Source organism: Glutamicibacter sp. NPDC090743 (assembly GCF_044769125.1).
Classification (GTDB): Bacteria; Actinomycetota; Actinomycetes; order Actinomycetales; family Micrococcaceae; genus Glutamicibacter.
The window spans coordinates 40,748-65,550 of sequence record NZ_JBIVXE010000001.1 but is presented as its reverse complement, the minus strand read 5'-3'; the positions used below and the strand labels follow the sequence as shown (position 1 = coordinate 65,550).

Here is a 24,803-nt window from a genome sequence, read left to right as displayed (position 1 = left end):
CTAGGGGTCGCGTGTCCACATTTTGAGCATATTGCTAAATCGGGAACTTTTCGCCATCCCTCTAGAATGGCTATATGGCAATTAGTTTACGCGGTCTTCTGGAACATGACGAGCTCGATCTTCGACCGCTGACTGAACACACCCACCGCGATGGCATGGTCATCACCTGGGGCGCGGTGACCGAGCTGCTTGACCCGTCGCAGTTCCTGACCGGGCGAGAAATTGTGTTGACCACCGGCGTGCGCCAGAAGACAAAAGCCGCACAGCGGCAGTTCGTCAAAGTCCTTGCGGCCAACGATGCCGTCGCTTTGGGTTTCGGTACAGGTCTGGAACACGCTTCAGTACCGCAAGCGACCGTTGAAGCCGCCCGCGAAGTAGGGCTTCCTGTCTTCGAGGTGCCCTATCAGATACCCTTTGCCGCAATTACCCGGCTGATCGCCGAAGCGCTGAATTCCGACCACCTCAAGCGTGTTGAAAGTCTGCTGAAATCCCACCAGAAGCTGGCCCAGACACTGCTTTCCTCGGATCTGGACAGCATGCTCGAGGAACTCGAGCGAATGCTCGGCAACCAGGTAGCGCTGACTCTGCACGGCGAAGTGATCAGCGGGGACTATGACCCTGCACGTTCCTGGAATGAGCGCCCAGTGGCCACGGGCCTGCGTGATAAGTGCACCCTGCATATTGCAGAACCCTATGTCCACCATCCAGTAGTCGATTACGCGCAGTCGCTGATCGGGCTGGAACTGGCCAATAAATCCCGCCTGCGCGCCTCGCAGCGCCATGCCAACGGCCAGGTGCTCGAGGACCTCGCCACTGGCGCCCTGGTTGGCGCCGATGCCGCTGGCCGCCTTGGGGCACTTGGCTTGAATACCCAGCGTGAGCACTCGGTCATCCTGGTGCAGGCTCCATCACAGGTCGAGCGTTTGCAAACTCTGCCACTGCCCGCAGATCTGTCCTCGCAGGTCTCAGCCATCATAGATGGCCGCTTGGCGATCATTGTCGCGCACAGCAAGCTGCAGCTGTCCATCAAGCACCTCGATGAGTATCTGCTCGCGGCCGGCCTTCCGGCTCGGGTGGGCTACGGCGGGCGCTACCCGAATACCACCGGCATCCGCTGGAGCTACTTCGAGGCCCTGGAGTCCCTGCGCCACGGAGAGCGGGTCAACGAACCCACCAAGCTTTCTCTCACCTCGCTCTTGCTCGCCGCCCACGATGTTCCGCTGCAGGATTTGGCCATCGAAGCCCTGGGACCGTTGCAGGAATTCGACGCCTCCCACGATTCTGACCTATTGCTGACCTTGCGTGAATACCTCAACCGCGATGGCTCGGTGGGGGCAGTGGCCGAGTCCTTGGGCCTGCACCGCAATACGGTGCGCTACCGGATCCAGCAGATTTCCGATCTTTCTGGCTACGACCCTAATGTGACTAGCGACCGAGTCCAGCTCTGGATCGCGTTGAGTGCCCTTGAGCTGGGCTAATCTCGATAGGATAAAGACATGGCAGACATGTTTCTAGAGAAGTTCTGTTCCCTGGTTCCCAAGTACTTGGAAGACCAGTGGAACGAAGCCGATGGCTTGAGCGCCGAAGAATTGCGCGAAGGGCTGGCGCAGTCCGAGGTTTCAATTCCATTTGTCCTTGAAGAGTTCTATCGTGCTCTGGGCAACAATGAGGATTTCATGGAGGCCTACCACTACTTCTTCGACCCTGAAGAACTGGAAATCGAAGACGGCTACCTCCTGTTCCTGGAAGATGAGGAAGAGAAGTTCGTGTGGGGCTTCAAGGCATCCCAGCTCGATGTTCCGGATCCAATCGTCTACCGCCGCAGCAATGCCAAGGGAAAATGGACCAGCGAGGAAGGCACCTTCAGCGAATTCACCCTGGACATGTACACCTGGGTGTTTGAAGAGCTGGCCGCCGAATTGGAGGACTAGTGCTCCACCGTTCCCATGAACCAGCCAACTACCAGTGTCCCTTCTGCGAGCTGGTCAACGACCAGCCTTTCAGCCAGGACAACTTGTGCGCGCCCACGGATCTGATCTACCAGACAGATCTGGTGGCAGCAATCATGGCTTGTGATGGGTTCGGCAATTACGGCGGGCACGTGATGATCATTCCGACCGCGCATCTGGAAGCGCTCTACGATCTGGACGAGCAGACCGGCGCCGCGATCATGCGGGAGACCAAGCGCGTTGCCTTGGCGATGAAGCTCGCCTGGAATCCCGAAGGCACGAGCACTCGGCAGCATAATGAGCCTGCGGGCAATCAGCATGTTTGGCATTACCATCAGCACGTTTTCCCGCGCTACGCCGATGACGAGCTCTATCGGCAGCTGCGCCACCGGGTATCGATCCAGGATCGGGCCGGCAAAGCGCAGCAGCTGCGCCAAGCGCTCTTTTCCCCCGAGCATCCGCAGCCGCTGGTCCCGGACAACATCGTCCGATAAGCACGAGGGCATGACGCTGGCGCGCGCGGGCCCCGGGAACGAGAATTCGTTGCCGGGGCCTGCTTGCCACTTATGGGAGACCTCAGGCATTTTCCGCTCAGCACTAGGGCTATGCTCCCGGTTTACAGGAATATCATCACTGAGGTGGTACTGCATCTGTCAGGACCTTCATAAGATGAAGACATGAATCCCCTGGTCCCGAATACCTACGAACTGATTATTTTCTACATCATCCCGGCCCTCGTGGCCATTGGCCTGGTCATTCTCGCCGTCAGATTCTTTACCGCCAGCAAGAATCCTCCTGGGAGTAAAGCGTCAACCGACGACGGGCAGAACTGCAACGACCAGCTCTAGCAGGGATCTGGCAGCAGCCGCGGGCAAAACAGAACCCCGGAAGACCTTTGCAGTCTTCCGGGGTTTTGCTTGTTCGAGCTTGCCTAGGCTTCGCGGGTAACAACCGCATCCGCGAAGGAAATCAGCGCCTGCTTCACGGTGCCCTCGGGCAGTGGAGCCAAGACGGCAATCGCGTCATCGGCCCACTGGCGTGCGGCCTTCCATGCATCATGGATTGCCTGGTGCGAGGTGACAGCTTCCACAGCGGCCGCCAGTGCTTCATCGGTGGCCAGGTCCGCATCAACCAGTTCGACAGCCTGCTGCGCTTGCGCGTCGCCCTCGGCTGCTGCCTGGCGCAGCAGCAGAATTGGCAGGGTCGGCACGCCTTCACGCAAATCGGTGCCCGGAGTCTTGCCTGAGTCGGCTTCCGTGGATGCCAAGTCGATCACGTCATCGGCGACCTGGAAGGCAACGCCAACCTTTTCGCCATACTCGCGCAGTACCTCAATGTACTGCGGGGCGCCACCGAAACGGGCGCCGAAGGCTCCGGAGGTGGAGAGCAGCGACGCGGTCTTGTCGCTGATTACCTGGATGTGGTGCTCGATGGCATCGTCGCCCTCGCGCGGGCCGATGGATTCATGCAGCTGTCCGAGGCACAAGCGCTCGAAGGTGCGCGACTGCCACATGACTGCTTCTGGGCCCAGCTCGGATCCGAAGACCGATGCACGGGCGAAGATCAGGTCGCCGGCGAGAATCGCCACCGAGTTACCCCACACCTCGTGAGCTGTTGGTGCACCGCGGCGCATTGGAGCAGAGTCCATGACGTCATCGTGGTACAGGGTTGCCAGGTGGGTGAGTTCCACTACGGCAGCGGCCTTGATGACATCGTCATTCACGCCGTCGCCCAGCAGGGAAGTCAGCAGCACCAGCAGGGGACGCACTCGCTTGCCTCCGGCCTCAACGAGGTGGCGGCTGGATGCGTCGATCAAGGGGTCGGAGTTGGCCAGCGCGTCGCGCAGCAGCTTCTCCACCTTTGCCATGCCGATGGAAATAGCCGGACCGAAGTCCGGGTCCTCGGCCAGCAAAGCGAAGCCCGAGGGAAGATTGATGGCCGCAGCTAATGCAGCGGTTTCAGGATTCAGCTCAATCGAGTCGGACACGTCGTGTCCGGCTGCGGTCCAGTTGCTCTTCGAATCAGTCACTGTTCTACGGCTTACTTATCTTTCATCGGGTTGGCCATCGCGGTATGCGAAGGCAATCTGCCTGCAAGATGCACGCAAACATCTCTTCACTCTAGCCGATGCTTTCCACTGCACATTGCTGGCATGGCCAGACCGGGCATACCGGTCTGGTACCAGCGACCTAGGAGGTCGATTTAGAGTTTACCGGGTTCCCCCGGCACTTCTCACCAGACCCGGCCGATCTCACAGGGGTGACCACGGACACCCGCAAGCTTTTTCCCCCGGCATTGCGCGGTAGGCTTAGCCTTATCATGTCTGCAGATTCGCCCGTTCTTAGCGCCAGTGCTCATCAGCCGTCGGCTCCTGTTCTCACCAGCATCACCTTTGAATACCTTGATGCCCCCGAAACACTAGTTGCCGACTCATTGCGTCACCGAAGCATGGTCTGGACCCGCAACGGCCACGGTCTGGTTGGCTTTGGCACCGCGGCCCGCTTGCACACCCACGGCGAAGAGCGCTTTGCACGTGCCCGCGCCTGGCTTGCACAGGTCATCGAACAGGCACAGATCATTGACCCGATCGCCCGCCCCGGCAGCGGCCTGGTGTCCTTCGGTTCTTTTGCGTTCTCCTTCACCAGCGTCTTCGAATCGCGCATGGTGATCCCGCAGCTGATGATCGGACGCGATGAGGAAAAGTCCTGGATTACCATCACCGGCAGCGCAGAGGAACTCGACGGGCTGACCTACCAGCAGGCCTTGGCCCGCGCCGAAGCCGCGATGGCCGATGCGTCGTTGCCTGCGAGCGAACCGGGCAGCATTGAACTGACCAGCGGGCAGCTGACCGCCGGTTCCTATCTTGATGCCGTGGATCAGGCGCTGGGCCGTTTCGAGGAACGCGGAATTTCCAAGCTGGTGCTGGCCCGCGATGTGTTGGCACATAGTTCCACCCCGATTAATCTTGCCCGCGTGGTCGATGCGCTGACCGAGCACTATGGCAATTGCTGGACCTATTCAGTGGACGGCCTGGTAGGCGCTACCCCGGAGATGCTGGTGCGCGTTACCGACGGCTTGGCCGAGGCCCGCGTATTAGCTGGCACGCTGGACCGCGCGGCCGCTGGCGCTGAGGACCCCGGTTTCGCGCACCGCAACCTCTTTGAAGATCCGAAGCAGCGCAACGAGCACCAGCTGGCCATAGATTCGCTCACGGCTTCCTTGAATCCCATTTCGCACGGCATGAGCGCGCCGGAAGAACCTTTTATTCTGCAGCTTCCCAATGTTTGGCATTTGGCCAGCGACGTACGCGCCCAGTTGCGCGCCGATGCCGCCGGCGTTCTGCCTACCGCACTGGATGTTGCCGAGATTTTCCATCCGACCGCTGCCGTGTGCGGCACGCCGACCAAGAAGGCTGGCGTGCTCTTGCGCGAGCTGGAAGGCATGGACCGCGGACCGTATGCCGGCCCCGTGGGCTGGGTTGACAGCCGTGGCGATGGCGAATTCGGCATCGCGCTGCGTGGCGGAATCCTGGAAGACGAAAAGCTGATGCGCCTGTACGCGGGTTGCGGCATTGTTCCGGGCTCGGTGCCCGAGGATGAACTAGCCGAATCATGGGCGAAGATGCGCCCCATGCGCCAAGCCCTCGGAGCCGAGTAGGCGCAGGCTGCGCAGCGGATCAAGGCCGCTAGGATCGTACTGAGCATAAATAATCCTTAGTCTCGACGCGACATGTGTGAGGTGAATCTCAGCCTAGTGTTGCCCCGGTTATGATTGTGGCTACGCACTGATCCACTCGCATAACCCGAAAGTAGGTTCTGATCCTATGCGTAGTCTCAAGAAGAAGTTCGCCTCCGCTGTTGCCGTCACGTCCGTTGCACTGCTGGCTCTCACCGCCTGCGGTTCCGGCTCCAGTTCCGAAGGTGAAGCCGAAGCTGGTTCCTTCCCGCTCAACGAAGGCAAACTCACCATTTGCTCAGACATTCCTTACGAACCATTCGAGTTCGTCAAGGACGGCAAGAACGTCGGCTTCGATATGGATATCGCTGCCGAGATTGCCAAGGATGCAGAACTGGATCTGAACGTCATCGATGCCAGCTTCGACTCCATCGAATCCGGTCTGTTCAGCACCCAGTGCGATATCGCGATCTCCTCGGTATCGATCACCGAAGAGCGTTCGGCCAAGATGGGCTTCTCCACCCCTTATATGGATGACGATCTGGTGCTGATTTCGGCTGACGGTTCTGAAATCAAGGATCTTGAATCCGCCAAGGACAAGAAGGTCGGCGTCCAGCAGGCCACCACCGGCGAGAAGTACGCCAAGGAACAGGGCTTGAGCAACATCGTTGGCTTCGAGGATGCCGGTTTGCAAACCCAGGCACTTCTGGCTGGCCAGGTGGATGCATTGCTGGGCAACCAGTCGGTCTTGGGCTACGCGATCAAGGATAAGGACGGCTTCAGCGTCGTGGCCGACTTCAAGACCGGCGAGCAGCTGGGCATTGCGGTTCCACAGGAGCAGCCAAAGACCTTGGAACTGGTCAATGGCACCCTCAAGCGGCTGGCCGATGCAGGAACCATGGAAGAACTGACTGTGAAGTGGTTCGGCGAGAAGTAATTCTCGAGCATCAACTGATTCCAAGGCAAGCGGGGGCATGGACTGCACCCACAGGTTGGCAGTCCAGCTTCCGCTTCCTTTATGAGAGGTAATCAAGCATGGCAATGACTACACGTCAGCGCGCCCGCATGAGCAAGACCATTCAAATCGCCATCTTCATCATCGCGATCATCGCACTGGTCTTGGCCGTTGATTGGAACAAGGCCATTTATGCCTTCTTCTCCTTCGACAAATTGGGACCGATGTTCCCTGGCATGATCTTGGTCGGTCTGAAGAACACGATCTTCTACACGATCATCTCCTTCGCCTTCGGCCTCATCCTGGGTCTGCTTCTGGCCCTGATGAAAATGGCGTCCTTCGCGCCCTATCGCTGGTTCGCCACCGCATTTATCGAATTCTTCCGCGGTATTCCAGCCATCCTGGTCCTATTGGCCTTCGGCTTCGGCTTGCCTCAGGCGTTCGGAACCCAGTGGCCGCAGCCGGTCAATGTCATGTGCGCCTTGGGCCTGGTCTCCGCCGCCTACATCGCGGAAACCCTGCGTGCAGGCCTGCAGGCGGTGCCAAAGGGACAGACCGAAGCTGCACGTTCGTTGGGCATGCCAGCGTGGCGTGCCATGGTCACCATCGTGATTCCGCAGGCGTTCAAGATCGTATTGCCGCCCATGACCAACGAAATCATCTTGCTGACCAAGGACACCTCGTTGGCATTCATCCTCGGTGCGTCGATGGCCCAGTACGAAATGACCAAGTTTGGCCGTGACGGCATCTCGCAAATCGATGCCGGCATCACCCCGCTGGTTGTCGCCGGCCTGTTCTACTTGGTGATCACCATCCCGCTGAGCTTGGTGGCCCGCAAGTTTGAATCCCGCGCCGCCAAGACCAAGCGATAGATAGGACTTGAAAATGTCGACTGACACCAATGAACTTTCAGTCCATGCTTCGGGCGTGGAAATCACCGGACTGCGCAAGTCCTACGGTAGCAACGAAGTGCTCAAGGGCATTGACTTGAATGTTGCTCCGGGCGAGGTTGTCTGCCTGATCGGCCCCTCCGGTTCAGGCAAGTCCACCCTGCTGCGTTGCGTGAATTTGCTGGAGCAGCCAAACGGAGGAACCATTATGGTCGGTGGCTTCAACGTCACCGATCCCGATGTGAACCTGGACAAGATGCGCCAGCAGGTAGGCATGGTCTTCCAGCAGTTCAACCTGTTCCCGCACCTGACCGTGCTGGAGAACTGCACGATATCCCCCATCAAGGTGCTCAAGCGCAAGAAGGCCGAAGCCCAGAAGGTCGCGTTGCGCAATCTGGAGCGTGTAGGCCTGGGCGACTTCGGCGATCGCTACCCTGACCAGCTTTCCGGTGGCCAGCAGCAGCGCGTGGCCATTGCCCGAGCGCTATCCATGGAACCAACGCTGATGCTCTTCGATGAGCCAACCAGTGCATTGGATCCGGAGACCGTGGGCGAGGTCCTGTCCATTATGAAGAATCTGGCCCAAGCGGGTATGACCATGCTGGTGGTCACCCACGAGATGGCTTTCGCCAAGGAAGTTGCTGACCGCGTGTTCTTCATGGACGGTGGCGTCGTGGTGGAAGAAGGCAAGGCCGTGGATGTCATTGGCAATCCGCAGCAGCCACGTACCCAGGACTTCCTGCGTCGCGTGCTCGATCCCACGCACGTGGATATCTGAGTTCAACTGCAAAAATTCCCCTGCGTTGCCCATCGTTGCCGATGGTCGACGCAGGGGAATTTCTTTTTTCCCTACAGCTCTGGCCAGGCTAGCTGCCCGATCTGTTGATTTGATTCAAGATTCTCAGCGCGCAGGCTGCTCCGCGATGCAGGCACTTCAATCAGGCGCAGGTTCGCCGGCTGCGTTGAAGTCAAGACGGCGCTGAGCTCTTCCTTGCTTGCGGCCCTGGCGTACTGCCAGCCATAAGCTTCGGCGAGCGCAGGCAGGCTCAGCTGCTGCGGTGTGGCAAAGAACCGTTCCACCGCATTGGCGTACCGGCCTGAGGCATCCACGGCACCATGCTCCAGGGTGGAGAAGATTGCTCCTCCCCCGTCGTTGTAGACCACGATATCCACCATTGGCTGCTCTTCGCCGGGGGTCCAGGACAGCGAGCTGGCGTCATGGGCGAAGGTAATATCTCCCATCACCGCAAGCGTCCGCTTTTTGCTTCCCCGGGCCAGGCCTAGGGCGGTGGCAATGGTCCCATCGATTCCGGCAAGACCGCGGTTGGCATGCACGGTCATAGTTGGTTCGGGTGCTGGTCGGGCCGCCAGGTCGAAGTCGCGAACGATGTTGGATGAGCCCAGCAGCAGGACTTCCGGCGCGTGATCCCAAATAGCTTCGGCAACATCTACCCCGTTAATCAGCGATTCGCGGCTCAGGCGTTGCCGTACTTCCAAAGCTTGGGCATCAAGCTGCTGCCACGCTTCCAGCCACCCCTTTGCACCGGTTCCGGCGAACTCCCGCAATTCGCTCCACGAGCTGACCGGTGTCTCGCGTCGCCGTCCCGCTTGATACCAGGCCACTGGCGCAGGCTGCCAAATCACCGATTCGATCGCCGGGTTGGCCAGGAGCTGGCCCACCGGGCGGCTCAACGTCGGACGGCCAAAGAGCACCACGCGTTCAATGCGGTCCAGGCCCACCGCTATCAGCGGACGATAGTGGCCGATGGCATTGGCCGAGAAGCGTGCGTTAGAAGATGGTTCGGCAAATAATGGCAGCCCCAAAGCCTGGGCGAAACGTTGCGCCTCTTCTCCGGCGCCATGCCCGGCGATGACAACGCTCCGGCGTGGCTCCAGCTGCTGGACCGGCAAGCTCGCCCTGTCCAGCTGGTCGTGTGCCTGCCACTGCCCCGGCTCAACTGCCGTCCAGCTTTGGCTCTCGATCCTCTCGTCCTGTGCGGGGGTGAGCGGATCCCGGAACTGCAGATTCAATTGGACCGGACCTGCGGCAGTGTGCTGGTCACCGGCCAAGGCCAGTAATGCGCGTTGGACCTCGTGTTGCGGATCGGTCCCAGCGGGGACATTGGCGGCCAGGCGAACGTGCTCGCCAAAGAGGGTTTTCTGGCGCGTGCTCTGGCTGGCTCCGGTGCCGTGCAGTTCATCGGGACGGTCGGCAGAAAGGACCAGAAGTGGTGTCGCGGTGTGGTTGGCTTCCATTACTGCCGGCAGCATTTGCCCGATGGCCGAGCCGCTGGTGGCGGCGAGGGCGACCGGCCGCATGGTGCTTTGGGCGAGGCCCAGTGCCATGAAGGCCGCGGAGCGTTCGTCGATGCGCACATGGATATCCAGGATCCCCGCGGCTTCTGCCTCGGCTGCAGCATAGGCCAAGGGTGCGCTGCGCGAGCCGGGAGAAATCACCAGATCCCTGATCCCGGCACTGATCAGGGCGGAGAGCACATGGCGAGCTGTAGTGATGGCGCGTTGCTCGCCAGGTTGCTGCATTCCCACGCCGCGTGACTCCTTAGATTCCAAAGCTGAAGGCAATGATCCAAGTCTATGCCTTGACCTGCCGGTCAACCGACTTGGAACGGCAAAGGGCGCCGGCCGGATCCCGGAGAGGATCCTGCCGACGCCCTTGCACTGCAGGCTAGTCCGACTTATTTGTCGTGACCCTTGCCCTTGTCGTGTCCCTTGCCCTTGCCGTTGCCATTGCCCGGTTTCGTATCCTGCTTGAAGACCTGGACGACCGATGGGCGCGGGCCGTAGAACTCGCCCTTGCCGGCTCCTCCTGCGTTCTTCACGAAGTCCGGGAACAGCGAGGTAGGGCTGGCAAAACTGCCGCCTTCACCCGGGTGCTGCACCGCGACGAAGACCGAGTTGTCCTTGTCATGGATCAGCGGGCCGCAGGTCTCTGCGCCGGTTGGCACGGCCAGGAACTGCTCGACGCGGCCGCGATCCTTGCCGGTCAGGGTGACCTTGTGCAGTGCATCGGAGTAGCCGATGGTGCCAGGGGCGCCGTCGGTGGAGATCCACAGGTTGCCCTTGGAATCGAATGCCAGGTTATCCGGGCAGGAAATCGGCGAGACCTTGTCCGTTGGGTAGCCGGAGAAGTAGGTCGATCCGTTCACATTTGGATCGCCGGCAACCAGCAAGATGTTCCAGGTGAACTTCGCGGCGGTGGCGTCGTTGCCGGCTTCGGTGATTTCCAGAACGTGGCCGTCGCGGTTGCGTACCCGTGGGCTGACCTCGGTTGCGCCTTCCTTGCCGTCCTTGCCGCGGTCGGTGTTGTTGGTCAGTGCCACGTAGACCTTGCCGGATACCGGGCTTGGCTCTACGTCTTCGGGACGGTCCAGCTTGGTGGCGCCGACCTTGTCAGCTGCTTGGCGGGTGTAGACCAGCACCTCGTCGATGCCCATGCCCTCCACCTTGGATTCGCCGTTCTTCACCAGTGGCAGCCAGGTTCCCATGCCGTCGAAAGCACCATCAGACGGAACTGCGCCGCTGCCGTCGATCTCGCTTGCTGGAGAGTTGCCGGCGAACTTGGCAACGTACAGGTCGCCTTCGGAGAGCAAGCCCATATTGTGCTTGCGATCGTGCTTGGAGAAAGTGTTTTTCGAGACGAACTTGTACAGGTACTCGAAGCGCGAGTCATCGCCGGAGTAGGCAACAGCCTTGCCGTTCTTGGCAATGCGAACGTTGGCGCCCTCGTGCTTGAAACGGCCCAGGTTGGTGTGCTTGACCGGGGTGGACGAAGGGTCCTGCGGATCGATTTCGACTACCCAGCCGAAACGGTTGGCTTCGTTTTCGAAGCCTTCGTTGTGCAGGCCGAAGCGCGGGTCGCTTTCTTCCCAGCCACGGCCGGTCGCGGCGGCGCCAATGCCGTAGCGGGATTCCTCGGCGGTGCCCTTGCCGCGGAAGTACTGGTCGAAGTTTTCTTCACCGGAGAGTACGGTGCCCCATGGGGTGGTGCCTCCGGCGCAGTTGTTCAAGGTGCCAAGAACCTTGGTACCGGTTGGATCTGCGGCGGTCTTGAGCAGGTCGCTGCCTGCGGCTGGGCCATCGACCCGGAATTCAGTACTGGCGGTGATGCGGCGGTTGCGTTCGCCGCCCTGCACGTAGCTCCACTTCTTGTCATTCTTCTTGCGCTTGACCTCGACCACGGAGAAGCCATGCGCGTTCATCGCGATCTTGCGGGCTTCTTCCTGGTTCGCTTCGAACCAAGCCGAGTCGAACATCATGTCTTCATTGGTGTATTCGTGGTTGGCAACCAGCACGCCGGTGCGTCCCGAGTACTTGTCGACAATGATGTCCAGGTAGTCGCAGTTGTAGCCGAACTGCTCAGCCTGCTTGCGGGCGGACTGCTTGGAAGCATCGAATTCCGCGGTGTTCTTGAAGAGCGGGTCGCCCCAGCGGATGATGGCATTCCAGTCGTAGCCCTCGGGAACGGAAACAGTATCCACCGAACGCGACACCGGCTCAATGGCATCGAATGAAAGGTGCCCGCCCTTGCCCGGCTTCATTGGCACCAGTGGTGCCGCGGTAGCGTCGGCTGCACCGAAAAGCTGCGGGCCGATGACCAGCGCTGAAGCACCGACGGCTCCCAGGCCCAGCATGCTGCGGCGGGAGAGCGATTTGTCGGCAATGTCCTTGAAGTAGCCGTTGGACGAAGTGTTGCAATCTGGCTTGGTGCAGGCGTCGGCGCACTTGAAGTGGCAAGTAGCTGCAGAACGACCGCCGCGGGTGTGGCCCAGCATTGGCAAAAGGGTACGGGTTGGATTCATGATCCGCTCACTTCCTCAGTATGTGGCTCATTGTCAGGGGAATGACTCGAACTGAGGTTTTCACTTGGAAGTGTTCTAAATGCAACGCAAAGGTTAACGCCGGGGAAATAGATTCTTGCCTGGGGTTATCCCCTAGTCAGCTCGGCATAACAGGACTCCAGGCGTTGCAGCCACCAGCGCACGCGCGCCTCTTGCGGACGCAAGCCATCCAAATTCTGGTGATCCGGCTCAATGCGACGCACCGGCAAGTACCCAGCGGTGGCCAGCAACGGCTCGGCACATACGTCTTCGGCGAACAAGGTGCCCGTCGCAAGGCCGCAGGCATAGGGCAGTTCTGGCAGCGCGCTGGCTAAGGCGGCGGCTTGGGCCAGCCCTACCGAAGTATCCAGGGCGCTGGACACGACAACATCCAGTTCGGCTTGCTTGGCAATTTGCAGCACCGCACCGATGCCGCCCAGCGGTTGGGCCTTGATGACCATTAGATCTGCTGCGCCCAACCGCGAGACTTCCAAGGGGTCGGTGTGCTTCCGCACCGCTTCATCAGCGGCGATCTTCAAGGGGTTGCCGGCGTTGCGCAGTTGCTCGCGGACTTCTGCCAGCCCGGTAATGCCAGGCACTGGTTGCTCCGCGTATTGCAGGTCGTACTCGCTCAGGGCCTTCAAGGCCGGGACCGCCTGGGCAATATCCCATCCCATATTCGCGTCCACGCGCAGCGCTGCTTGCGGGTAGAGTCGACGGGCCTCAGCTACACGCGCCAGGTCCTGCTCAATCCCCTGGCCTTTTTCTGCCACTTTGATCTTGATGGTGTGCGGCGCGTCATAGCGTTCGAGAACCGCTCCGACATCTTTGACCGCAACTGCAGGCAAGGTGGCGTTGACCGGAATGCTGGTGCGCAACGGTTCCGGGAACGGCTGGTAAGCGGCCTCGATTCCGGCGGCTAGCCACCGTGAGGCTTCGGCCGGTCCGTACTCGGTAAATGCAGAGAACTCGCCCCAACCTTCCGGCCCGTTGATCAGCAGCGCTTCACGCTGGGTGACACCACGGAATTTCACACGCATCGGCAACCGGACAACATGGGAATTTGCCAGCAGATCTTCAAGGGGCGGAAGTTCAACACTCATGCTCTAAGCCTATCGAGGGTGGGCATAGTTACATGCCTGAACTGTGCCGTTCCCCGTGCCGGATATGACACCCTAGAGATATGCCTCGCAATCCAGCATCCGCGCGCCCGCACCATATCAGGTGGTGGTGGGCTCTGCTGTTGCTGATTTCGCTGTTCTGCCTCGAATACTTATTTTTCGTCCAGCAGCGTGTGGGGCAATGGGCCGATCAGGCTGGATTCATAGCGTGGTCGCAATGGTGGCCCCGGACGGACCTGATTAATCCGATCCGTGAATTCCTGAATCTCTTGCCGGCAATCTGCGGCATCATTGCGGCAGTTTTCCTGCTGTATCGCGTGATTCGCGACCGGCGCTTCCTGCGGGCCATCGTGGCGGTCATCGCGGCCGCAGCCGCAGCGGGCAGCACGCAATTGCTCAAGCACGAGATCTTGTCTCGCCCGGATTTCAACTTCGGCACCACAGGAAATTCTTTTCCGTCAGGACACACCACCGCCGCTGCCGCCGCAATGGGACTGATGTACCTGGTTTCACCACCGAAACTGCGTCCGGTAGTCCAGCCGATCGCGTGGTTGTTCGCGACGGTGACCGGGGTGGCCACTTTGATCTGCGGTTGGCACCGTCCAAGTGACATTGCAGCTGGTTTCGTGGTGGCCGGATTCTGGATGGTCTTGGCCTCGGTAGTGCTCCAACGCATCCAGCCGCTGAGCCATGAACTGCCAAAGGGCACCTGGTCGAGGAAAGTTGGGGCCGGCAGCCTGGTTGTCTGGGCTGCGGTAATCGGGCTCTCGTTCCTCCTGCCGCACCCGCATATCCAGAAGATCCCGGAGTTCCTGCAATTGGTCTACGCGGCATTGGGGATCATCCATGTCGTGGCCGCTTCGCTGGTATCCGGCTTGGTGCTGCGCTCGGTGGTTATCGGGCCCATGCGCACCTTCAATAAGTAGGGCGCAGGCCCAGAAACGTTGTTCGCTACTGTTTACCGCAGGCCATGCGGGCATTGAGCAGGTCTGCGGCTTGCTGCGATTCCGGGATGGTCACGGCGAAACGCTTCTTGTTCTTGAGTTCGAAAACGAGGCCTTCGTGTTCTTTCATCACGATGGCCGAACCGCCTGGAATGATTCGCCAGCCCCAGCCTCCCCACATCATGGGAACGATCTTTTCGCTGGTCGCAGATTCAATTTCGTCGATTTTGATGGTTCGCATCGGGAACCCCAAGACCGCTGATGATACCCGGAAGCGATCACCGCTGATCGATACCCGAATCCAGATCAAACCCAGAATCGATACGCACGCCACGGCCGACAGGGTCATGGCAACGATGAAGCCCACCCAGTCGCCATCTTGGCTGTCACCGGTCAGCAGCGGCAACGCAACAGCAATGAAAAGCGCCGCGAACACCACCAGGCATAGCAGCCGCATCCACCACGGTGCTGCCATCGTTTGATTGAATTCTTGCCGTGCCATGACTGGTGTCCCCGCCGCAACAGGCCGCTGGATGCCCTGCGCTGCATCACTTCGTGCCTGGCGGGCCTCAACGGATTGCCTGGTGTATTGCTGGTAGATGCCGCTGACCCACAGTGGCGCAATGCCCAGCAGCGAGCAGGCAATCAGCACAACCATCATGCCGCCCAGCACTGCGGTTTCAGGTGTCTCGGCGAGCGCTGTAGGCACCGCCGAGCCGACGAATACGCCAGCTGCACTCCAGGAGAGCAACCCGCCGGCGAAGAGCAGCACCATGAACAGTGCCGGTTTGCTGCGCAGCGCCAAGGAAATCACTCCGGTGATGGCACCAAGAATGCATAGCCCGATGCAGACGGGAACAAACACCGCGGTGCGGGTAAACCCGTCCGGATAGGTCGAACTCCAGTGAGTGGCGGTCATTTCCGGCAGTTTGCCGGCGAGCAGGGCGTAGGCGCCCAGCACAATGGCCGTCGGTAGCAGGAGCAGCAGGTAGATGAATGGCCGGTTCTTGATTCCGGTCCCCGCTGTTGACATCTCAATCCCCTGTTCCTGCTGCCTAGCCCGCGTCATAAGCGGCTGGAAAGCAACCCAACATATTTCCAGCATAGAAATAATAATTGGTTCGATTCTAGCAACCTATATTTGACATGCTGATAAATGATCGAACATAGATGAAATATCAGCAAAAAGGGTGATGCCCGTCAATCCTCGTGAGGTTCGACGGGCATCAAGATCACTCTTGAGAGCGAGCACTGCGCACAGTAGGCGCTAGAGCGAAGCCAGCGCAGTCTTTGGATCCGTCATCGCGTCGGCAACATAGCGCATGAAGCCGGCAGCGGTTCCGCCATCGCAGACCCGGTGGTCAAAGCTCAGTGTCATCTCGCAGATGGAACGGACCTTGATCTTGCCATTGACCACCCACGGCTTCTCGATGATGCGCCCCAGCCCCAGAATGGCCGCTTCCGGATAGTTGATGATGGCCGCGGAGCCATCAACATCGAACACGCCGTAGTTGTTGATGGTGAAGGTGCTGCCGGACAGGTCGGCGACACCGGCCTTGCCCTCGCGGGCCACCGTAGCCAGTCGAGCGAACTCGGCTGACAGTTCCTTGGCGTTCAGCTTGTGGGCGTTGCGCACATTTGGCACAACCAGGCCGCGATCGGTCTGGGCTGCGAACCCGAGGTTCACGCCCTCGAAGAGGGTATGGCGCAAGCCCCCATCAGCTTCAGCCTCAATGCGGCTGTTCAGTTCAGGGAAGCGCCGCAAGCCGGCCACCGCGAAACGGGAGATCAGTGCCATGACGCTTGGAGCTTGGCCTTCGGCTTCCTTGATCTTCGATCGCAGCTTCAGCAGCTTGGTGACATCGACATCCACCCACACGGTAGCCTCGGGGATCTCGCGGCGCGAAGTGCTCATCGCGGTGGCGATGGTCTTGCGCACGCCCGAGAGCACCTGGGAAGATGCGACCGGCAGGCCGGTCTTCGAATCCGCCCCGCCAGCCTGGGCTGGTGCAGCGGGCACCGCGGCTGCGGAAGCCGGGGTCGGTGCTGCCGGGGCAGCGGCCGCCGCAGCTGCAGGCAGCCCCGCATCAGCCGACAAGGCAGCTTCCACGTCGGTGCGCAGAATCAGCCCTTCTGGACCAGAGCCTCGAACCGTTCTGATATCCAAGGCGTTATCCCGCGCCAGTTTGCGTACCAGCGGGTTGATCACGCGGGCCGCTTCGGCCGGTGCCTGTGCCGCTGGCGCGGCTACCCCGCCGCGCGGCTTGCGCCGACGGCTGGTCTTGCGCTGGGCAGAGGAAGTGCCGTAGCCAATGAGCACATTGCCGCTACCCTCATCGGCTTCTGCTGATTCTTCGGCAGGAGCCTGGGTGCCAGCACGCTCTTCCTCGCGGTAGGACTGCGCACGTTCGGCTTCAGGCGCTTCAGCTTCTTCGCCACCGGTGTTCACGGAGATGAAAGGCTCATCCACCAGCATCATCTGGCCAGCGTCCCCATGCAGGGTCGACACTACGCCTTCAAACGGGCAAGGGATCTCCACCAGCGACTTCGCGGTTTCCACCTCCGCTATGGGCTGGTCAACTGCGACAACGTCACCGGCGGCAACCATCCAGCGCACCAGCTCGGCTTCGGTCAGGCCTTCGCCAAGGTCTGGCAAGAGAAAAGTCTTGATGCTCATTTACGCCTCCCACTGAAGCTGGTCAACCGCGTCGAGAATGCGTTCGGCGCTTGGAAGATGGAACTTTTCCAGCGTTGGGGCCGGGTATGGAATGTCGAATCCGGTCACGCGAAGCACTGGAGCGGCCAACGAGTGGAAGCAGCGCTCCTGCACCCGGGCCACGATTTCACTGGCTACCGAGGCGAAGCCCTGGGCTTCGGCAACCACGATAGCGCGTCCGGTCTTGCGCACCGATGCGCAGACGGTCTCGTCATCGAAGGGCACAATGCTCCGGATGTCGAGAACTTCCAGGCTGATACCTTCCTCGGCTGCCAACTTGGCAGCTTCCAATGCGGTGGAAACGCTTGGACCATAGGTAATCAGCGTGGCATCGCTGCCCGGACGGGCGATGCGCGCCTGGCCCTCGGTCCTAGCGCTCTTCTTGGCCTCGTACTGCTCGGCCAGCTGCGCCAAGTCCACCTGCTCCTTGGACCAGTACAGCTTCTTCGGCTCGAAGAAGACCACCGGATCATCCGAATCGATGGCTTCGCGCAGCATCAGGTAGGCATCCTCTACGCACGAGGGCGTGAAGACCTTCAGCCCTGGAGTGTGGGCGTAGTAGGCTTCCGAGGAATCGCAGTGGTGCTCCACGCCGCCCACGCCGCCGGCGTACGGTATGCGGATGACCATCGGCAGGTTCAGCTTGCCCTGGGTTCGGTTGCGCATCTTGGCGACATGCGAAGCGATCTGCTCGAACGCCGGGTAGGCGAATGCATCGAACTGCATCTCGATAACCGGGCGCATGCCGTTGATGGCCATGCCCACGGCCATGCCGACAATGCCGGATTCGGCCAGCGGGGTGTCAAAGCAGCGTTCGGAACCAAAGCGTGCGGTCAGCCCGTCGGTGATGCGGAAAACGCCGCCAAGGGTTCCCACATCCTCGCCGAAAATCACTACCGAGTTGTCGGCAACCAGCGAATCAGCCAAGGCGGTATTCAGCGCCTTGCCGAAGGTCACCGGCTGGTGCTCATTGGCGGCCTTGGCTGCGGCTCGTGCGGTGGCAGCGCTGACGTTCGGGTTCAAGCGCGAAGTAGTGGCAGTCATCCTAGGCCTCCTCACGGTCTAGTTCGTCGACGAGCATGGCTTGCTGTTCAGCCAGCTGCGGGGTCTTGGCCGAGTACACGTGCTCGAACAGCTCACGTGGATCGGTGTTGGCTTCCTGGTTCATGCCATCACGCAAGGTCTTGGCGACCGACTCGGCGTCTGCGGTGATCTTGGCGACGGTGCTATCGGTCAAGAGCCCGGCATCGTCCAGGTACGCCTTCATGCGGGTCACCGGATCCTTGGCGATCCATTCCTGGACTTCGGAGTCCTCGCGGTAGCGCTTGTCGTCATCTGCGTTGGTGTGCGCCTGCATGCGGTAAGTGTGGGCCTCGATCAGCAGCGGGCCGTTGCCTTCGCGGGCCATGCGCACCGCTCGGGTCATGATTGCCATCAAGGCCATCAGGTCGTTGCCATCCACGCGCTCGCCGGCCATGCCGTAGCCAACAGCCTTGTGGGCCAGGGACGGGGCGGCACTTTGCTGCGAGAGCGGAACCGAGATGGCGTACTTGTTGTTCTGCACGAAGAAGATCACCGGAAGGTTGAAGACCGCGGCGAAGTTCAGCGCTTCGTGGAAGTCGCCCTCGCTGGTGGCGCCATCGCCGCACATGGCCACCACTACGGTGTCTTCGCCGCGCAGCTTGGCAGCGTGGGCGACACCCACTGCGTGCAGCAGCTGGGTCGTGAGCGGGGTGGACATCGGTGCGCAGTTATACGCCTTCGGGTCGTAGCCGCAGTGCCATTCGCCGCGGAAGCTGGTCATGACTTCCATCGGGGCTACGCCCTTGGTCAGCACCGCTACCGTGTCGCGGTAGGTTGGGAAAAGCCAGTCGTTCTCGCCCAGGCACAGGGCTGCTGCGATTTGGCAGGCTTCCTGCCCGTGGCTGGAGGGGTAGACAGCCATGCGGCCCTGGCGGACCAGTGCGGAGTTCTGGTCGTTGACGCGGCGGCCGGTGACCAGGGCCGCATAGGCTTCCAGCAGCCGGGCCGGGCTTGGCAGCGGGTACTCGTGGCCAGGTTCAGTACCCTGTTGGTCCTCTGGGCGCAGGGTTCCGTCCGGGTTCAACAGGTTGATCATGTGGCGTGCTGGCAGCATGTAGTCTTCGGGGGTAATCCCGAACTTCTTGCTGACATCAGAGATGCGATCTGCATGCGCTTCAGTGCTCATGTTCTCCCACCTTTCGTGGTTCTGGCTCGGTCCATGAGCACAACTGCTTGTGACTCACTTCACCTAAACATCATTTGCAATCAATTATGGGTATGCGTGGCATTCTGTATCCAGTCCGGCGTGGAATCGTGGAAAGTTGCGATTGGTATCCTTATACTCGTAGACGAAAAGTTTCGATAGATTGTGTTTGGAACAGAGACGTCCGACACGTCAACAAGGAGTACCAATGGCCGCGGAAGCGGAGTTAAAACTCGATGATGTCGACCATGCGATCCTCGCTGAGCTAACCAGCGACGGGCGCCAGTCGGTCACCACCGTGGCACAAAAGGTGCATGTATCGCGTGCCCACGCCTATTCCCGTATCGCAAAGCTCCAAGATGCCGGGGTGATCACTCGTTATACGGCGGTGATTGATCCGGTGAAGGCAGGACTCAAGGCCAGCGCCTACGTGACCTTGAAACTCCGCCAGCATTCCTGGCGCGAACTGCGCGATCACTTGGCGTCCATTCCCGAGGTGCATCATGTGGGCCTGGTCGGAGGCAATTTCGATGTGATCCTGCTGGTGCGAGCCAAGGACAATCTGGATCTGCGCCGCGTGGTCTTCGAGCAATTGCAGTCTTTGCCAACGGTCCTGGATACGCAGACCCTGCTGATCTTCGAAGACACCGACACCCGATAGGCAGCAGTTCACCAGAAGATACGAGAAGAGCACCTGGATACCATTTCCAGGTGCTCTTCTCGTGTCTGCTGCGAAACTACTTCTGGCCGGTGAACACCGGCTTGCGCTTCTCCTGGAAGGACTTGAAACCTTCGGCGTAGTCAGCGGTGTCGCACAGGGCTGCCTGCGCCCGGTTCTCGGTACGCATCGATTCCCACAGTCCCGCACGCTGGTCACGGATTTCCTTGACCAGCTGCTTGGAAGCGACGAATGCCTGAGTTGCACCCTGGGCTACCTTGGCAATGATTTCTTCGCTGCGCTCTGCCAGTTCCTCTGCTGGGAATGCCCGGGAGAAAAGCCCGGAACGCACCGCTTCAGCACCGGAGATCAGTTCGGCGGTGTAAATCAGATCCAGCGTGCGGTGTGCCCCGAGACGCTCGGTGAACAGCCAGTGCCCGCCGGAGTCGAGGGTCGCGCCAAGGTTCGCAAACGGGGAACCAATCTTGGCGTTTTCCGCGACGTAGACTACGTCGGTAGCGATCGCCAGCCCCAAACCCACGCCCAAGCAGGCACCCTGCACCAGCGCGAAGGTTGGCGCAGGGAAGCTGGACATCTTCTCCAGCAGCGGCTGGACCTTGCCGTCAAGATAGCCGATCACGTCATCGTCCGCGGGATCTACCCCGGAGATGTCGCGACCTGCGCAGAATCCGCGTCCCTCGCCGGTCAGTACCAGCGCGCGCACGGTGCCCGCAGCCACTGCGGCAGCCGCTTTGTCATAGGCTTCCGAGAGCTGCGCCAAGGCCGCTTCATCCAGCGAGTTCATTTTCTGCGGAGCGTTGAGCACCACCCGCGCGATGGAATCTTCAATCGTCAGTTCGATCATGGATTCGTCCTGGCCTTTCTAGGCGTCGAAGTCGACGCTCAGCTTTTCGCTGGTTGGGTGCGACTGGCAGGTCAGTACGTAGCCGGCTTCGACTTCGTCGGGTTCCAGCGCGTAGTTCTCGGCCATGGTGACCGTACCGCAGGTGACCTTGGCACGGCAGGTGCCGCACACGCCGCCAGCGCAAGCGAACGGCACATCCGGACGCACGCGCAAGGCAGCGTTCAGCACGGTTTCGTTGGCACGCACCGGCGACTTGACCTCGCCCTTCAGGCTGTCGAGGTTGAAGCTGATCTCGTAGCTTTCCTCATTCTCGTCCGCCACCACGGGACGGCCGATATGCCCTTGCGGCTTCGTCGGCTCGCCGGTGGTGAATAGCTCGAAACGGACCTTCTCGGCGGGAACTTCCAAGCTGGCCAGCTGGTCGCGGACCAACTGGACGAGCTCGAATGGGCCGCAGAGGAACCACTCGTCAACATTCGGTGCCTGGACCACGCTGGTCAGCAGCGTGGTGAGCTTCTCGGCGTCGATGCGGCCCGAAAGCAATGGGGAAATGCGCTGTTCGCGGCTGAGCACGTGGTGCAGTGCCAGCCGGGATGTGTAGCGGTCCTTCAGGTCGGCCAGTTCCTCCAGGAACATGACGTCCATGGCGGCCTTGTTCGCGTAGATCAAGTCGAAGCGGGTGTGGTCATTGGCTTCGAGGATCGTGCGGGCAATGGCCAGCACCGGGGTAATGCCCGAGCCGGCGGCGACGGCCACGAAACGGTCCTGCGCTTTAGTGTCGATGGTCGACGGGTTATTGATCTGGGTGAGCTTGTGCTTGGAAATGAAAGCGCCGGCAGGGCTCATCACATCAATCTGGTCCCCTGCGGCCAGGGACTCGTTGGCCCAGGTGGAGAACAGGCCGCCCAGGTCGCGCTTGATCGCCACCTTGATCTCGTCGCCCGTCGGGGCGGCGCAGATCGAGTACGAACGGCGCAATTCGACCAGCTCGCCTTCGGCGTTGGGGATTTCCTTGCGCAACGCCACGTACTGGCCTGCGACGTAGTCGTATTCCTCGCTCAAGTCGCCAGGGATGGCGAAGCTGACTTCAATTGAGTCCTTGGTCAACCGGCGCACATTCGAGACGGTGAGCCGATGGAAGGATGCCCGGCGTCGGGTGGGAGTGGTTTGTTCGGTCATGAGAGCACCTTGAAGTAGTCGAAGGGTTCCAAGCAGTCTTTGCAGGTGTAGAGCGCCTTGCAGGAAGTCGAGGCGAAGCGGGCCAACTCCCGGGTGTTCAGCGAGTGGCACCGCGGGCATTTCACGCTCATGCCCAGGGTGACGCGGCCTGCGTGGCCCTGGCCGGTCGGTGGGGCAATCCCGTACTGTTCGAGCTTGGCCTTGCCTTCCGCGGTCATCCAGTCCGTTGACCACGCCGGGCTCAGCACCAGCTTGACGTCCACCTTTTCATATCCGGCGTCTGCGAAAGCGGTGTACAGGTCGCCATTGATGGCATCCATCGCCGGGCAACCTGAATAGGTCGGGGTGATGACTACCTGCACGGTTCCGTCCTCGGCCATGTCCACCTCGCGCAGGATTCCCAGGTCCGCGATGGATAGCACCGGAATTTCCGGGTCGGTCACCTGGGAGGCGATAGCGAACAGGTCTTTGGCGCCAGCGATCGTCTTGCTCAAGACTGCTTCCCCCTTTTCGGGCAAAAATGTTGCGTAGTTACCAGCTGGCACCGGGATGCTTGCGGGCGAGAACTTGCATCTCTGCCAGCAGGTAGCCCAGGTGCTCCGAATGCTCGCCGCGGCGTCCGTAGGCCATGGCCTGTCCGGTTGCAGGAATCTCCAGTCCGGCGTCGGCCAGTACCGCAGTGATTTCTTCATCCCATGCACCGCGCAGGGTGGAGGGCAGCACGGCGATGCCCGCAAGGTCCTGGTGGACTTCCTCATCGCGGAACATCTCATCGACGTACGGCCAGAGGATTTCCAGGGCATGGCGCATCTTGGACGCTGATTCCTCGGTCCCCATGCCCAGGCGGATGGTCCACTGGATGGCGTGGTCGCGGTGGTAGTCGACTTCCTTGACTGCCTTGGCCGAGACGGCGGCCAGGGTTTCGTCCTTGGACTGCGCCAGCTGCTTGTAGAGCAGGTTCTGGAAGATCGAAACGATCAGCTGGCGGATGATGGTCACGCCGAAGTGGCCGTTAGGCTGTTCGACAATCCACAGCGAAGTGAATTCTTCTTCCTCGCGCCAGTAGGCCAATTCGTCTTCGGTCTTGCCCCAGGCCAGTCCGGCGTAGGTCAGGAACGAGCGGGCGTGGCCCAGGATATCCAGGGCGATATTGCCCAGGGCAACATCTTCTTCCAGTTCCGGAGCGCGGGAAATCCAGTGCGACATGCGCTGCGCCAGGATCAGGGCATCGTCGCCCAGGGTCAGCGCGTAGCGCGCGACCTCTTCGCTTGGCTTGACGCCGTCTACTGCGATGTCCTCCGGACGCAGGGCATTGCCCGGGGTGACGCGGGTGGCCGAGGCCAGCGCGTCGCCGAAGCTATCGAGCGCTTCGTCGAGTTCTTCGTGCTTCACAGGTGCTTCACTCCCTCGCTGGCCTTGTAATAGGTCGCGTGGCGGTAGTCCTTGCCCTGCGGGGATTCGAAGAAGGAATCCTTTTCACCGGGGTCGGAGCTGATGATGTCCGAGGACTTTACGACCCATAGCGAGACGCCTTCATTGCGGCGGGTGTACAGATCGCGGGCGTTGCGCAGTGCCATCTGCTGATCCGGTGCATGCAGGGATCCGGCGTGGACGTGCGAGAGTCCTCGGGACGAACGGACGAATACTTCCCACAGGGGCCAATTGCTCTGTTGGCTCATGCTAGGCGACCTCACTTCGTGCTTGTTTTGCTGCGTATGCTGCGGCTGCTTCTCGGACCCAAGCACCTTCGCGGTGCGCTTCACGGCGGCGTTCCAGCCGCTGCGCGTTGGCCGGGCCGTTGCCCTTGATCACTGCCATGAATTCATCCCAGTTCAAATCCTTGTGGATCCACTGCTTCTTTTCTTCATCGAAGTGCAGCTGGGGATCCGGCAGGGTCAGGCCAAGGACCTTGACCTGCTCGGCAATCATGCCAACGAAGCGCTGGCGCAGTTCGTCATTGGAGAAACGCTTGATCTTCCAGGCCATGGACTGCTGGGAGTTCGGCGACTGGTCATCTGGCGGACCGAACATCATCAGCGAGGGTTCGTAGAAGCGGTTGATGGCGTCCTGGGCCATCTTCTTCTGCGCCTCGGTGCCGCGGGAGAGCGAGAGCAGGATTTCGAAGCCCTGGCGCTGGTGGAAGGATTCTTCCTTGCACACGCGCACCATCGCACGGCCGTAGGGGCCGTAGGAGGCGCGGCACAGCGGAACCTGGTTGGCGATGGCCGCGCCATCGACCAGCCAGCCGATAGCACCCATATCCGCCCAGGTGCGTGCAGGGTAGTTGAAGATCGAGGAGTACTTGGCCTTGCCGGAGAGCAGCTGCTCGTTGTACTCGTCGCGGGTGGTGCCCAGGGTCTCGGCAGCCGAGTAGAGGTAGAGCCCGTGCCCGGCTTCATCCTGCACCTTGGCCATCAGAATGGACTTGCGCTTCAGCGAGGGAGCGCGGGTGATCCAGTTGGCCTCAGGCTGCATGCCGATGATTTCGGAGTGCGCGTGCTGGGAGATCTGGCGGCTGAGGGTCTTGCGGTACTTCTCAGGCATCCAGTCGCGTGGCTCGACGCGGGAGTCCTGATCGATCAAGGCGTCGAAACGCGCTTGGGACTGCTCTTCTTCGTAGCTCGGGACGGCACTCAGTCCCGGCTCCTGCGGTGTGGTCGGGGCCATGGGTTCACCTCATCGAAAACAAATTACATACTGACCGTTCGTTCAGTATGTCAGAGTGCGTTCGATCACGTCAACACCAACCCCCTCCAGGCACAACAAAACCCCGGAAAAGAATTCCC

General features: G+C 60.6%; 24 protein-coding genes. 10 read left to right on the top strand and 14 right to left on the bottom strand.

Annotation, left to right across the window (positions count from 1 at the left end; all coding sequences use genetic code 11):
• Positions 1-74 precede the first annotated feature (74 nt).
• The 4 genes from ACIQTS_RS00315 to ACIQTS_RS00300 all read left to right on the top strand — a co-directional run bounded on the left by ACIQTS_RS00315 (position 75) and on the right by ACIQTS_RS00300 (position 2,797).
• On the top strand, positions 75-1,478 hold the full coding sequence (locus ACIQTS_RS00315; protein WP_402470448.1) for a PucR family transcriptional regulator: 1,404 nt from the start codon (positions 75-77) through the stop codon (positions 1,476-1,478).
• An 18-nt stretch (positions 1,479-1,496) separates the two neighbouring features.
• A complete protein-coding gene (locus tag ACIQTS_RS00310) occupies positions 1,497-1,931 on the top strand; it encodes a hypothetical protein (protein ID WP_105656905.1) in 435 nt (144 codons plus the stop codon).
• The gene (locus ACIQTS_RS00305; protein ID WP_332730741.1) at positions 1,931-2,443 is read left to right on the top strand and encodes an HIT family protein; all 513 of its coding nucleotides are present in this window, start codon (positions 1,931-1,933) and stop codon (positions 2,441-2,443) included. The genes ACIQTS_RS00310 and ACIQTS_RS00305 overlap by 1 nt, the downstream gene beginning before the upstream one ends.
• Positions 2,444-2,626: 183 nt before the next feature.
• Positions 2,627-2,797, top strand: coding sequence for a hypothetical protein (locus ACIQTS_RS00300; RefSeq protein ID WP_332728445.1), 171 nt, complete (start codon positions 2,627-2,629; stop codon positions 2,795-2,797).
• A gap of 83 nt (positions 2,798-2,880) precedes the next feature.
• On the opposite strand, the gene ACIQTS_RS00295 is transcribed toward ACIQTS_RS00300, so the two are convergent.
• On the bottom strand, positions 2,881-3,978 hold the full coding sequence (locus tag ACIQTS_RS00295) for a polyprenyl synthetase family protein (protein WP_332489060.1): 1,098 nt from the start codon (positions 3,976-3,978) through the stop codon (positions 2,881-2,883).
• A gap of 290 nt (positions 3,979-4,268) precedes the next feature.
• On the opposite strand from ACIQTS_RS00295, the gene ACIQTS_RS00290 reads away from it, so the two are divergent.
• The 4 genes from ACIQTS_RS00290 (at position 4,269) to ACIQTS_RS00275 (ending at position 8,247) form a co-directional block, all read left to right on the top strand.
• Positions 4,269-5,606 (top strand): isochorismate synthase, encoded by a 1,338-nt coding sequence (locus tag ACIQTS_RS00290; protein ID WP_332503580.1) that lies wholly within the window; start codon positions 4,269-4,271, stop codon positions 5,604-5,606.
• Positions 5,607-5,772: 166 nt separating this feature from the next.
• Positions 5,773-6,561 carry a transporter substrate-binding domain-containing protein gene (locus tag ACIQTS_RS00285; RefSeq protein WP_402470444.1) on the top strand — a complete coding sequence of 263 codons (789 nt, stop codon included), beginning with the start codon at positions 5,773-5,775 and terminating at the stop codon, positions 6,559-6,561.
• A gap of 98 nt (positions 6,562-6,659) precedes the next feature.
• Positions 6,660-7,451 carry an amino acid ABC transporter permease gene (locus ACIQTS_RS00280; RefSeq protein WP_105656910.1) on the top strand — a complete coding sequence of 264 codons (792 nt, stop codon included), beginning with the start codon at positions 6,660-6,662 and terminating at the stop codon, positions 7,449-7,451.
• A gap of 13 nt (positions 7,452-7,464) precedes the next feature.
• The gene (locus ACIQTS_RS00275; RefSeq protein WP_105656911.1) at positions 7,465-8,247 is read left to right on the top strand and encodes an amino acid ABC transporter ATP-binding protein; all 783 of its coding nucleotides are present in this window, start codon (positions 7,465-7,467) and stop codon (positions 8,245-8,247) included.
• Between the two features lie 71 nt (positions 8,248-8,318).
• On the opposite strand, the gene menD is transcribed toward ACIQTS_RS00275, so the two are convergent.
• From menD to ACIQTS_RS00260, 3 genes are all read right to left on the bottom strand, one after another.
• Entirely contained in the window at positions 8,319-10,010 is a 1,692-nt protein-coding gene (menD, locus tag ACIQTS_RS00270; RefSeq protein ID WP_402471205.1) for a 2-succinyl-5-enolpyruvyl-6-hydroxy-3-cyclohexene-1-carboxylic-acid synthase, read from the bottom strand.
• Positions 10,011-10,165: 155 nt separating this feature from the next.
• Positions 10,166-12,289, bottom strand: coding sequence for a PhoX family phosphatase (locus tag ACIQTS_RS00265; RefSeq protein ID WP_332595038.1), 2,124 nt, complete (start codon positions 12,287-12,289; stop codon positions 10,166-10,168).
• 125 nt (positions 12,290-12,414) lie between these two features.
• Positions 12,415-13,410, bottom strand: coding sequence for an o-succinylbenzoate synthase (locus ACIQTS_RS00260; RefSeq protein WP_402470440.1), 996 nt, complete (start codon positions 13,408-13,410; stop codon positions 12,415-12,417).
• 80 nt (positions 13,411-13,490) lie between these two features.
• Between ACIQTS_RS00260 and ACIQTS_RS00255 the strand changes: the two genes are divergently transcribed.
• Positions 13,491-14,354, top strand: a complete 864-nt coding sequence (locus tag ACIQTS_RS00255) for a phosphatase PAP2 family protein (protein ID WP_402470438.1) — start codon at positions 13,491-13,493, stop codon at positions 14,352-14,354.
• 25 nt (positions 14,355-14,379) lie between these two features.
• Here the strand turns inward: ACIQTS_RS00255 and ACIQTS_RS00250 are convergent, their stop codons facing one another.
• From ACIQTS_RS00250 to pdhA, 4 genes are all read right to left on the bottom strand, one after another.
• Positions 14,380-15,405, bottom strand: coding sequence for a hypothetical protein (locus ACIQTS_RS00250; RefSeq protein ID WP_332498871.1), 1,026 nt, complete (start codon positions 15,403-15,405; stop codon positions 14,380-14,382).
• A gap of 234 nt (positions 15,406-15,639) precedes the next feature.
• On the bottom strand, positions 15,640-17,049 hold the full coding sequence (locus ACIQTS_RS00245) for a dihydrolipoamide acetyltransferase family protein (RefSeq protein ID WP_332489066.1): 1,410 nt from the start codon (positions 17,047-17,049) through the stop codon (positions 15,640-15,642).
• Positions 17,050-18,132, bottom strand: coding sequence for an alpha-ketoacid dehydrogenase subunit beta (locus tag ACIQTS_RS00240; protein WP_105656918.1), 1,083 nt, complete (start codon positions 18,130-18,132; stop codon positions 17,050-17,052). It abuts the gene before it with no gap.
• A gap of 1 nt (position 18,133) precedes the next feature.
• On the bottom strand, positions 18,134-19,297 hold the full coding sequence (gene pdhA / locus ACIQTS_RS00235; RefSeq protein ID WP_105656919.1) for a pyruvate dehydrogenase (acetyl-transferring) E1 component subunit alpha: 1,164 nt from the start codon (positions 19,295-19,297) through the stop codon (positions 18,134-18,136).
• 226 nt (positions 19,298-19,523) lie between these two features.
• On the opposite strand from pdhA, the gene ACIQTS_RS00230 reads away from it, so the two are divergent.
• Positions 19,524-19,976: an Lrp/AsnC family transcriptional regulator gene (locus ACIQTS_RS00230; protein ID WP_013349765.1), complete on the top strand. Its 453-nt coding sequence runs from the start codon at positions 19,524-19,526 to the stop codon at positions 19,974-19,976.
• A gap of 76 nt (positions 19,977-20,052) precedes the next feature.
• Here ACIQTS_RS00230 and ACIQTS_RS00225 read toward each other — a convergent pair whose 3' ends face one another.
• From ACIQTS_RS00225 to paaA, 6 genes are read right to left on the bottom strand one after another with little or no spacing between them, the layout of a single operon-like run.
• Positions 20,053-20,838 (bottom strand): enoyl-CoA hydratase/isomerase family protein, encoded by a 786-nt coding sequence (locus ACIQTS_RS00225; protein ID WP_332489067.1) that lies wholly within the window; start codon positions 20,836-20,838, stop codon positions 20,053-20,055.
• A gap of 18 nt (positions 20,839-20,856) precedes the next feature.
• On the bottom strand, positions 20,857-22,017 hold the full coding sequence (gene paaE / locus ACIQTS_RS00220) for a 1,2-phenylacetyl-CoA epoxidase subunit PaaE (protein ID WP_402470432.1): 1,161 nt from the start codon (positions 22,015-22,017) through the stop codon (positions 20,857-20,859).
• The gene (gene paaD, locus ACIQTS_RS00215) at positions 22,014-22,511 is read right to left on the bottom strand and encodes a 1,2-phenylacetyl-CoA epoxidase subunit PaaD (protein WP_402470429.1); all 498 of its coding nucleotides are present in this window, start codon (positions 22,509-22,511) and stop codon (positions 22,014-22,016) included. Before paaD ends, paaE begins: the two co-directional genes overlap by 4 nt.
• 37 nt (positions 22,512-22,548) lie before the next feature.
• Positions 22,549-23,409 (bottom strand): 1,2-phenylacetyl-CoA epoxidase subunit PaaC, encoded by an 861-nt coding sequence (gene paaC, locus ACIQTS_RS00210; RefSeq protein WP_402470426.1) that lies wholly within the window; start codon positions 23,407-23,409, stop codon positions 22,549-22,551.
• The gene (paaB, locus tag ACIQTS_RS00205; RefSeq protein ID WP_105656924.1) at positions 23,406-23,696 is read right to left on the bottom strand and encodes a 1,2-phenylacetyl-CoA epoxidase subunit PaaB; all 291 of its coding nucleotides are present in this window, start codon (positions 23,694-23,696) and stop codon (positions 23,406-23,408) included. Before paaB ends, paaC begins: the two co-directional genes overlap by 4 nt.
• A gap of 1 nt (position 23,697) precedes the next feature.
• Positions 23,698-24,684: a 1,2-phenylacetyl-CoA epoxidase subunit PaaA gene (paaA, locus tag ACIQTS_RS00200; protein ID WP_105656925.1), complete on the bottom strand. Its 987-nt coding sequence runs from the start codon at positions 24,682-24,684 to the stop codon at positions 23,698-23,700.
• Positions 24,685-24,803 lie beyond the last annotated feature (119 nt).

What these genes read in the sequence shown, in the direction of transcription:
- ACIQTS_RS00310 (WP_105656905.1), top strand. Translation starts at nt 1,497, where the DNA reads ATGGCAGACATGTTTCTAGAGAAGTTCTGTTCCCTGGTTCCCAAGTAC.
- ACIQTS_RS00275 (WP_105656911.1), top strand. Translation starts at nt 7,465, where the DNA reads ATGTCGACTGACACCAATGAACTTTCAGTCCATGCTTCGGGCGTGGAA.
- paaA (WP_105656925.1), bottom strand. Translation starts at nt 24,684, where the DNA reads ATGGCCCCGACCACACCGCAGGAGCCGGGACTGAGTGCCGTCCCGAGC.
- ACIQTS_RS00255 (WP_402470438.1), top strand. Translation starts at nt 13,491, where the DNA reads ATGCCTCGCAATCCAGCATCCGCGCGCCCGCACCATATCAGGTGGTGG.
- ACIQTS_RS00265 (WP_332595038.1), bottom strand. Translation starts at nt 12,289, where the DNA reads ATGAATCCAACCCGTACCCTTTTGCCAATGCTGGGCCACACCCGCGGC.
- paaB (WP_105656924.1), bottom strand. Translation starts at nt 23,696, where the DNA reads ATGAGCCAACAGAGCAATTGGCCCCTGTGGGAAGTATTCGTCCGTTCG.
- ACIQTS_RS00300 (WP_332728445.1), top strand. Translation starts at nt 2,627, where the DNA reads ATGAATCCCCTGGTCCCGAATACCTACGAACTGATTATTTTCTACATC.
- ACIQTS_RS00250 (WP_332498871.1), bottom strand. Translation starts at nt 15,405, where the DNA reads ATGTCAACAGCGGGGACCGGAATCAAGAACCGGCCATTCATCTACCTG.
- ACIQTS_RS00240 (WP_105656918.1), bottom strand. Translation starts at nt 18,132, where the DNA reads ATGACTGCCACTACTTCGCGCTTGAACCCGAACGTCAGCGCTGCCACC.
- ACIQTS_RS00280 (WP_105656910.1), top strand. Translation starts at nt 6,660, where the DNA reads ATGGCAATGACTACACGTCAGCGCGCCCGCATGAGCAAGACCATTCAA.
- ACIQTS_RS00315 (WP_402470448.1), top strand. Translation starts at nt 75, where the DNA reads ATGGCAATTAGTTTACGCGGTCTTCTGGAACATGACGAGCTCGATCTT.
- paaE (WP_402470432.1), bottom strand. Translation starts at nt 22,017, where the DNA reads ATGACCGAACAAACCACTCCCACCCGACGCCGGGCATCCTTCCATCGG.
- ACIQTS_RS00290 (WP_332503580.1), top strand. Translation starts at nt 4,269, where the DNA reads ATGTCTGCAGATTCGCCCGTTCTTAGCGCCAGTGCTCATCAGCCGTCG.
- ACIQTS_RS00285 (WP_402470444.1), top strand. Translation starts at nt 5,773, where the DNA reads ATGCGTAGTCTCAAGAAGAAGTTCGCCTCCGCTGTTGCCGTCACGTCC.
- pdhA (WP_105656919.1), bottom strand. Translation starts at nt 19,297, where the DNA reads ATGAGCACTGAAGCGCATGCAGATCGCATCTCTGATGTCAGCAAGAAG.
- menD (WP_402471205.1), bottom strand. Translation starts at nt 10,010, where the DNA reads ATGCAGCAACCTGGCGAGCAACGCGCCATCACTACAGCTCGCCATGTG.
- ACIQTS_RS00230 (WP_013349765.1), top strand. Translation starts at nt 19,524, where the DNA reads ATGGCCGCGGAAGCGGAGTTAAAACTCGATGATGTCGACCATGCGATC.
- ACIQTS_RS00260 (WP_402470440.1), bottom strand. Translation starts at nt 13,410, where the DNA reads ATGAGTGTTGAACTTCCGCCCCTTGAAGATCTGCTGGCAAATTCCCAT.
- ACIQTS_RS00225 (WP_332489067.1), bottom strand. Translation starts at nt 20,838, where the DNA reads ATGATCGAACTGACGATTGAAGATTCCATCGCGCGGGTGGTGCTCAAC.
- ACIQTS_RS00245 (WP_332489066.1), bottom strand. Translation starts at nt 17,049, where the DNA reads ATGAGCATCAAGACTTTTCTCTTGCCAGACCTTGGCGAAGGCCTGACC.